Annotated in this window: 6 protein-coding genes; 1 reads left to right on the top strand and 5 read right to left on the bottom strand. The window is 58.3% G+C overall.

Annotation, left to right across the window (positions count from 1 at the left end):
* Positions 1–235 (top strand): transposase (locus O8B93_RS27620; protein ID WP_473774532.1); only part of this gene is annotated, 235 nt, incomplete at its 5' end.
* 35 nt (positions 236–270) lie between these two features.
* On the opposite strand, the gene O8B93_RS27615 is transcribed toward O8B93_RS27620, so the two are convergent.
* From O8B93_RS27615 to O8B93_RS27595, 5 genes are all read right to left on the bottom strand, one after another.
* Positions 271–1,716 (bottom strand): efflux transporter outer membrane subunit, encoded by a 1,446-nt coding sequence (locus O8B93_RS27615; RefSeq protein WP_269713075.1) that lies wholly within the window; start codon positions 1,714–1,716, stop codon positions 271–273.
* 149 nt (positions 1,717–1,865) lie between these two features.
* Entirely contained in the window at positions 1,866–4,955 is a 3,090-nt protein-coding gene (locus tag O8B93_RS27610; protein WP_269713074.1) for an efflux RND transporter permease subunit, read from the bottom strand.
* 53 nt (positions 4,956–5,008) lie between these two features.
* Positions 5,009–6,211: an efflux RND transporter periplasmic adaptor subunit gene (locus tag O8B93_RS27605; protein ID WP_269713073.1), complete on the bottom strand. Its 1,203-nt coding sequence runs from the start codon at positions 6,209–6,211 to the stop codon at positions 5,009–5,011.
* A 199-nt stretch (positions 6,212–6,410) separates the two neighbouring features.
* Positions 6,411–7,070, bottom strand: coding sequence for a TetR/AcrR family transcriptional regulator (locus O8B93_RS27600; protein ID WP_269713072.1), 660 nt, complete (start codon positions 7,068–7,070; stop codon positions 6,411–6,413).
* Between the two features lie 3 nt (positions 7,071–7,073).
* Positions 7,074–8,024, bottom strand: coding sequence for a phosphoribosylaminoimidazolesuccinocarboxamide synthase (locus O8B93_RS27595; protein WP_269713071.1), 951 nt, complete (start codon positions 8,022–8,024; stop codon positions 7,074–7,076).
* Positions 8,025–8,476: the final 452 nt, after the last annotated feature.

Here is an 8,476-nt window from a genome sequence, read left to right as displayed (position 1 = left end):
CGGCCAGATGCGTGGCAAGCGAATGATATCAGGCGGACGAAAGCCGATCAGAGACGCTCTCTACGTCGCAGCCTTACCAGCCATTCGTTTTGATCCGAACATGAGAGCCGTCTTCCAGCGGTTGAAGGCAAAGGGCAAACCCGGAAAGGTCGCCCTCGTCGCCGTCATGCGCAAGATGATCATCATTCTCAATGCAAGAATGCGTGATCACAATGCAACGGTGCTTGACGCGTAACACCGTTGCTTTTTGTTTGTCTTTTCGGGCTGTTGTTACATGCCCTTGGCTGCGGCAACGGTGGGGCCTGCCGACTTCTTCGGCGCGGTGGTCTGGCCAACGGCATAACCGCCGCCGAGCGCCACGTTCAGCGACACATAGTCCTGCGCCGTCTGCTGCACAGCCTGTGCAAGATTTGCCTGCGCCGTGGAAACCTGACGCTGCGCATCGAGAACGTCGAGCAGCGAAGACGCGCCGTCGCGGTAGCTGGCGGTCGAGAGCTGCAGCGCTTCCTGGTAGGAAGCCACCGTCCTGCGCAGTGCATCGGCCGTACGCTGGTCGCGGTTAACGGCGGCCAGAGCGTTTTCGACTTCTTCCACGGCAGTCAGAACCGTCTGCTTCCAGGCAAGGTATTCTTCACGCGCCTGCGAATTGGCTAGATCGATATTGGCGCGGATGCTGCCGCCATCCAGGATCGGAAGAACAAGGCTCGGGCCGAAGGACCAGCCGTTTGCCGAGCCCCTGCCGCCGCCGCTGACAAAGTTGTAGCTCGGCGTGATGGCGCCACCGAGTTCGATGCTCGGATAAAGCTGGGCTTCGGCAACGCCGATCTTCGCCACAGCTGCTGCAAGTTGACGCTCGGCAACGCGGATGTCCGGACGGTTGCGAATGAGGTCTGCCGGGATGCCGGTGCGCGGAATGCTGCGGGCGACGGGCTGACGTGCACCCTTCTGCAATTCGGCAATCAGCGACGAGGCCGGCATGCCGAGCAGCGTGGCGATGCGGTGCGCCGCCTTGCGGAAGTTGGTTTCGAGGCCTGGAATATCGGACAGTGTCGAGTTGACCAGACCTTCGGACTGAACGACGTCGAGACGGGAAGCCGCACCTGCTTCGAGCTGCAGCTTGGTCAGGTCCAGCGTTTCGCGGCGGGAAGAAAGGTTCTGGCGGGCAATCGCCAGACGTTCCTGATAATAACGCACGTCGATATAGGCGGCGGCGACCGAGGAAATCAGCGTCAGGCGCTGAACGTCAACGGTGGAGTAAGCGGCATCAAGCGACGCATTGGCGCTTTCCGTGGCGCGGCGGTAACGGCCGAAGAGGTCGAGGAGCCAGGAAACGCTGAGGCTGCCAGAAGACGCATTGGTGACGGGGACGTCACGATAGCTGCCCTTGGTCTGGCTGGTCGTGTGCTGTCCCTGTGCCGTCAGGCTGGGCAGACCGCCTGCACCGGCCGAGATCACCTGGGCTTCCGCCTGGTTGATGCGTTCGATGGCCTGCATCACCGTCAGGTTCTGGCTGAGGCCGGTGGAAACGTAACCGTTCAGGCGGCTGTCGTTGAAGGCTGTCCACCAAGCAACGGTGCTGATGTCGCCATTACTGGTTTTTCCGGCTTCCGCAAACTTTCCCGGCAATTGAATTTCCGGCGTCTTGTGGTCGGGTCCGACAACGCAGCCTGAAAGCAGCAGCATTGTCAGGGGAAGGGTAGCGCGAATAGACAGCATATAATTTTCCCAATTCTCTGGTTGGCTTACCGAGCGCGGCTTGCTGACAAATGGGCTGCGCGGTCGATATGCCGTAGAAACGTGCATTTGCCAAATCGGCAACATTTCTAGCAGCGTATTAACGGTTGGCACAGCCCATTTTTGTTTTGTTAACGCCTTGAAAGGCGACGAATGATGACGAAAAAGGACGGAACGAAGAAAATTCCGAGCAGTGTTGCAGAAAGCATACCACCCAGGACCCCGATACCGATTGCATTTTGTGCAGCGGAACCCGCGCCGGTTGCTATTGCGAGAGGTACAACACCCAGGATAAAGGCCAGCGACGTCATGATGATCGGGCGCAGGCGCAGCTTCGCTGCCTCCAGCGCCGCTTCCACCAGACTTAACCCATGCTCCTGCCTCTCCTTGGCGAATTCGACGATCAGGATCGCGTTTTTCGCAGCAAGGCCGATGGTCGTCAGCAGGCCAACCTTGAAGTAGACGTCGTTCGTCTGGCCGAAGAAATGGGCAGCAGTCAAGGCACCGAGGACACCCACCGGGACGGCCAGGATAACCGAGAAGGGGATCGACCAGCTTTCATAGAGGGCAGCAAGGCACAGGAAGACGATTAGTACCGACAGCGCGTAAAGCATCGGCGCCTGTGAACCGGAAAGGCGTTCCTGATAGGAGATGCCCTGCCAAGCCACCGTGTAACCGCCCGGCGTGCTTGCCGTCAGGCGTTCCATCTCGTCCATGGCTTCACCGGAAGCGACGCCTGCGCCGGCGGTGCCTTCAAGCGAGATCGCGCCTGTACCGTTGAAGCGGGCGAGAGACGGCGGCGCGTTGATCCACTTCACCTCGCTGAAGGAGGAGAATGGCACCATCTCGCCGGTGGTGTTGCGGGCATACCAATATTTCAGGTCGTCCGGCTGCATGCGATAGGGTGCATCACCCTGGACATAAACCGGCTTCAGTTCGCCGTTCAGGGTGAAGTCATTGACATCACGGCCAGCAAAGATCGTCGACAGCATGAGGTTCACGGAGGAAAGATCGACGCCCATGGCTCCCATCTTTTCCTGATCGAGAACGATCTTCATCTGTGTCTCGTTGTCCTGGCTGTCGCTTCGCAGCGAGCTGATCTTCGGATTGCCGGTGGCAAGCGCGATCAGTTCCTTGGAGGACGCAGTTAGGGCATCGGTGCCGTTGCGGCCGCTATCTACGAGATACATCGAGAAACCGCTGGATGTGCCCATCCCCTGAATGGCGGGCGGCAGAAGCGGAAAGACCTGCGCATCGCGGAAGCCGAAGAAGGTTCCCATGGCGCGCTGCACGATGGCCCCGGCATGTTGGTCTGGCGCTGTCCGTTCTTCGAAATCCTTGAGCTTGGTGAAGACGATGGCGTTGTTCTGGCCCGAACCGCTGAAGCTGAAGCCGAGCACGCCGAAAACCGATTCGACATTGGCGGCTTCCTTTTCGCGGAAGTAGTTTTCGACCTGCTTGACCACCTCGTTGGTGCGCTCGATGTTCGAACCGGTCGGCGTCTGGATGATCGTCAAAAGCACGCCCTGGTCTTCCTGCGGCAGGAACGAGCTCGGCAGCTTGCTGAAGAACCAGACGCAACCACCGATGACGACCGCGAAAATGATCATCACGCGCAGCGGACGCTTGAGCAGATAACCGATGGAGGACACATAACCGTCCGTCGTCTTGCCAAAGCCGCGGTTGAACCAGGCGCCCGGTCCACGCTGCTTCTTATGGTGGTCGATCGGCTTCAGCATGGTGGCGCAAAGCGCCGGTGTCAGAACGATAGCGACGACGGCGGACAGCAGCATGGCTGACACGATGGTGATCGAGAACTGGCGGTAGATGATGCCGGTTGATCCACCGAAGAAGGCCATCGGAATGAACACGGCAGTCAAGACGAGCGCGATACCGATGATCGCACCGGTGATTTCACCCATCGACTTCTCGGTCGCCTCGACCGGTGACAGGCCCTCTTCCGACATGATGCGCTCGACGTTCTCAACGACAACGATGGCGTCATCGACGAGAAGGCCGATCGCAAGAACCATGGCGAACATGGTCAGCGTGTTGATAGAATATCCGGTGAGTGCCAGAACACCGAACGTGCCGAGAAGCACGACCGGTACGGCGATCATCGGAATGAATGTGGCGCGCAGGTTTTGCAGGAACACCAGAAGCACGACAAAGACGAGGATGATCGCCTCGATCAGCGTATGCACCACTTTCTCGATCGACAGCTTTACGAAGGGCGTCGTGTCATAGGGATATTCGATCGACACGCCTTCCGGCAGAGAGCCCTCGACATTGGTCAGAGCCGCTTTCACGCGGGCTGCCGTGTCGAGCGCGTTCGCACCCGTTGCGAGGTTGACCGCGAATCCGGCCGAAGGACGGCCGTTGGAGCGGGAATCGCCGCCATAGGTTTCCTGGCCGATCTCGATACGGGCGACGTCGCTAAGGCGGACGGTTGCGCCGTCCTTTTCAACTTTCAGGATGACCGATTCGAAATCGGCGACGGTGGTGAGCTGGCTCTGCGCCGTGACCGTCACGTTGAGCTGCTGGCCCTTGACGGCCGGTACCGCGCCGAGCGAGCCGACTGAAACCTGGGTGTTCTGGCTCTGGATGGCGCTGGTGACGTCGGCGGTGGTCAGCTGGTATTTGTTGAGCTTGAACGGATCCAGCCAGATGCGCATCGCATATTCGGAACCGAAGACGTTGATGCTGCCAACACCTTCGAGACGCTTGATCTGATCTTCGACACGCGAGGAGAACACGTCGCCGAGATCGGCCGAGTTGCGCTTGCCGTCGGTGGAGATCAGCGCGCCCACCATCAGAATGCTCGAGGTGGACCGGCTGACCTGAATACCCTTCTGCTGCACGGTATCGGGCAATTGCGACTGGACGAGCTGCAGCTTGTTCTGCACCTGAACCTGCGCGATGTCAGGCATGATGCTGTTGCCGAAGGTCAATGTCACTTCGGCGCTGCCCGTCGAGGACGACGAGGTCATATAGGTGAGGTCATCAAGGCCGGTCATGCCGTCCTCAATGATGGTCGTCACCGATTTTTCGACGGTCTCTGCGCTGGCGCCGTTATAGCTCGCGCTGATGCGCACCGTCGTCGGCGCAATATCGGGATATTGCGAGATGGAGAGCGTCACGATCGCCAATGCGCCGCCCAGCATGATGACGATGGCGATAACCCATGCAAAAACGGGGCGCCGGATGAAGAAATGGGCCATGGCAGTCCTGCCTTACCTTTTACGAGCTTCGACCGAGGGTTTCGTGCTCATGCTTATTTCGAGGGGGCGGCGGCAGGCGGAGCTTGCTGCGGCAGAACGACGATACCGCGATCGTCGATGGTTACTTCAACCGGTGCGACAGTCGCGCCTTCGGCAATCCACTGGAAGCCGTCGACGATGAGCTTGTCGCCATCCTTGACGTTTTCCGTCACCAGCCAGGCATTGCCCGACTGCTGGCTGGACGGGAAGGTGCGGGTTTCCACCTTGTTTTCCGCCGTCACGAATTTCGCGGTCAGTTCGCCACTGGCGTTGCGGCTCGCGGCGCGCTGCGGAATGCGGAAACCCTTTTCCTTGCCAATGGTCAGCGTGGCGCGGACATAGGTGCCGGGAAGCAGAAGATCATCGGGGTTTTCGAACAGGGCACGGATGGAGAAGGTGCCCGTGGTTTCGCTCACCGCCATGTCGGACATGTCGATCTTGCCGTCATGCTTATATTCAGTGCCGTCTTCCAGCGTCAGATGGATGCCGGTCTCTTTCGTGTCCCCACCGAGCTGACCGGAGGAGATTGCCTTTTTCAGACGCAGAAGATTGGTGCTGGATTCCATCAGGTCGATATAGATCGGATCGATGCGGCGCAGTGTCGTCAAGGCCGTTGTCTGGTTTGCCGTCACCACGTTGCCGATGCTGAAGGCGGTTGCACTGGTAATGCCATCGAAAGGCGCGCGGACCTTGGTGAGATCGAGGTTGATCTCCGCCGTTTCCAGCGCCGCCTTGGTCTGGGCAACGTCGGCCTCGGCCTGAAGCAGCGTCACCTTGGCGTTTTCGTATTCGATCTGCGTCGCACCGCTGTTGACCAGCCGCTCGTAACGGGCAAGGTTCGCCTGGGCGCTTGGAACGCTGGCTTCCGCCTTCGCGACGCTTGCCTTGGCCTGCGCCACTTCCGCCAGATAGGTGTTGTCCTCAATCTGGTAGAGAACGTCGCCCTGCTTAACTTCGCTGCCTTCCTTGAAGGGAATTTCGCGGATGATACCGGTCACGCGCGGGCGGATTTCCGCCGTCTGGAATGCGCTGGCGCGGCCGGGAAGAACCGTGGTCAGGGGATATTCGCTGTTTTTCATAACGATGATGCTGACCGGAGACGGTGGACGCTCGGCACCCTGGCCGGCGGTCTTGCTGCTCTCGCCGCTATCGCTGCATCCCGCCAGAACTGCGGTTACACACAGAGAAGCAAATAGGGGTAAAATACGTCGGCTCATCGTTCTTCCCTGCGTATCGGTCGCATTCAACTATAAGCGCAATGTCGCTCGGCGGATGCGCGTCCGGAAACAGACACGACAGGCGAAGGCCTTGGAAGGGACCCTGTTCGCCCATTCTGTCCGGACCGCCACGCGCATAGAAGCGCAGGCTTATGCGCTTCGCAAGCAATTGCGAGAAGGTGACGTAAATTGGGAATCGTCACTTAGCAAGCGGATTGCGTAATCCCGCATCGATTAAATCGACGAGTTGATCGCAACGTGTTGCCAAATTGCCGATATCTTCCCGCGCGATGAGGACGGGATGGATGACGCTCGTCAGGGCATGGAGCACGGTTTCCGCCAACATGGGAACATCGGTCGCGGTATAGAGCCCCGCCTCGACGCCGTCCCGAATGATGTCTGCCAGCAAGTTCGCGATGACGGATTTATAATAGTCGCCGCATTTCATGTCCTGCTTGGCGGTCATCAGGATCATCTCGAAGACATAGGGATTCTTATTGAGATCCTGGTGGTGCTGCTCCATCAGGCTGCGCGCGAGGTGACGCAACCTGTCAATCGGCGCATGGCTCTTGTCGAGCGGACAGATCTGCCGTTCGAAAACGCCGATCTGTCCAAAGCCGATGGCATCGACGAGCGCATTCTTGGAGCTGAAATGTTTGAAGACATTGGCGGGAGACATGCTCAGTGCCGCGGCGATATCGGCAATCGCCACCGCATTGAAACCGCGCTGGCGGAAAAGCTCTTCGGCTTTGGCAAGAATGTCCCGCCGGGTTTCCTCGGCGGAACGACGAGGCCGGCGTCGCACAGGAAGGTCACCTTTCCTGTCGCCCCTTCTCGCCTGTTCAATCGTTTTGTTCACGGGTCAGACTCCGGGGAAGAACGGCTCCAGATTCCGGCGTACTCTTGCCAACGGCGTCTCGCCGCTGTCGTCGGGAACGAAGCGCTGTCCGGTGATGCGTTCATAAGCATCAATATAGACCTTCGAGGTCTGCAGGACGAGGTCTTCAGGAATTTCGGGAACAGCGTCCTTGTAGGGGTCGCAGCGTTCAGCAACCCAGGCTCTCACAAAATCCTTATCGAAGCTTGCCGGCCGCTTTCCCTCGCGGAAGCTCTCGTCATAGCTGTCAGCCATCCAGTAACGGCTGCTGTCAGGTGTATGGATTTCGTCGGCCAGAATGATCGTGCCATTTTCATCGGTGCCGAATTCATATTTCGTATCGACGAGAATAAGGCCCTGCTTTGCGGCAATCTCCTGACCGCGCTTGAACAGCGCCAGCGCATAACGGGACAGTGTATCCCACTGTTCCTGCGTCAGGAGTTTCTTTTCCACGATCTCGGAGGGCGTCAGCGGCTCATCGTGACCGCCGTCAAAGGCTTTGCTCGTCGGTGTGATGACCGGCTCGGGCAGAATCTGGTTGTCCTTCATCCCATCAGGCAGGCTCATGCCATACATCTGCCGCTCACCCTTCTTATAGAGGGTGAGGATCGAGGTGCCTGTCGTGCCGGCCAGATAGCCGCGGACCACCACCTCGACCGGCAATATATCCAGCCTCTTGCCGATAACGACATTCGGGTCGGGATAGCTGACCACATGGTTGGGGCAGATATCCTTTGTCTGTTCGAACCAGTAGCGTGCCGTCTGGGTGAGGACCTGTCCCTTATAAGGGATGCATGTGAGGATTTGGTCGAAGGCGCTCAGGCGATCGGTGGATATGATGATGCGGTTGCCGTCGGGCAGATCGTAGTTTTCCCGGACCTTGCCGCGGTAATAATTCGGCAACTCGGGAATGACGGCTTCATCAAGAATGCGCACGGGCTCTCCAATTCTTGGCTTTATAAGGGGCGTCGGACGCCCCGATCTGACTGAAACTCCTGTCCGTTCCTATTGCATGTTTCACGGAGCAGGGCCAGTCGGCAGGTAAAGGAGGCCGTTGGACCCCGTTTATGAGTGAAAACCTGAAACTATTGTTATATATCAATAGCTTACGAAAAATGTCAGTTTTTTGACGATGRGTGTGTTGACTTGTTTGAGGGTGATCTCTTATAAGTCCGCTCACTGAACGAGGGCGGCGGCGCTGCTGGCGACGAAGTCTTTCGTTCTAARWAAATCAAGTTGATGAGCKGAWTGCTTGTTGGTTTCGGGGYCTKRTGGYTTCGGGGATTGATTGATTGACTGCTTTGAGTGGTCTGTTTTTTGACAATTGAATATGAGAAGAAAGAGAAACGTGGGCGGCGAAGCTTGCGGGGTCTGAAGGAATTTGGATC

Source organism: Martinezella rhizogenes (genome assembly GCF_027460065.1).
Taxonomy (GTDB): domain Bacteria; phylum Pseudomonadota; class Alphaproteobacteria; order Rhizobiales; family Rhizobiaceae; genus Agrobacterium; species Agrobacterium rhizogenes_C.
The sequence above is the reverse complement of the archived record's forward strand: the minus strand, read 5'-3'. Positions and strand labels throughout refer to the sequence as shown.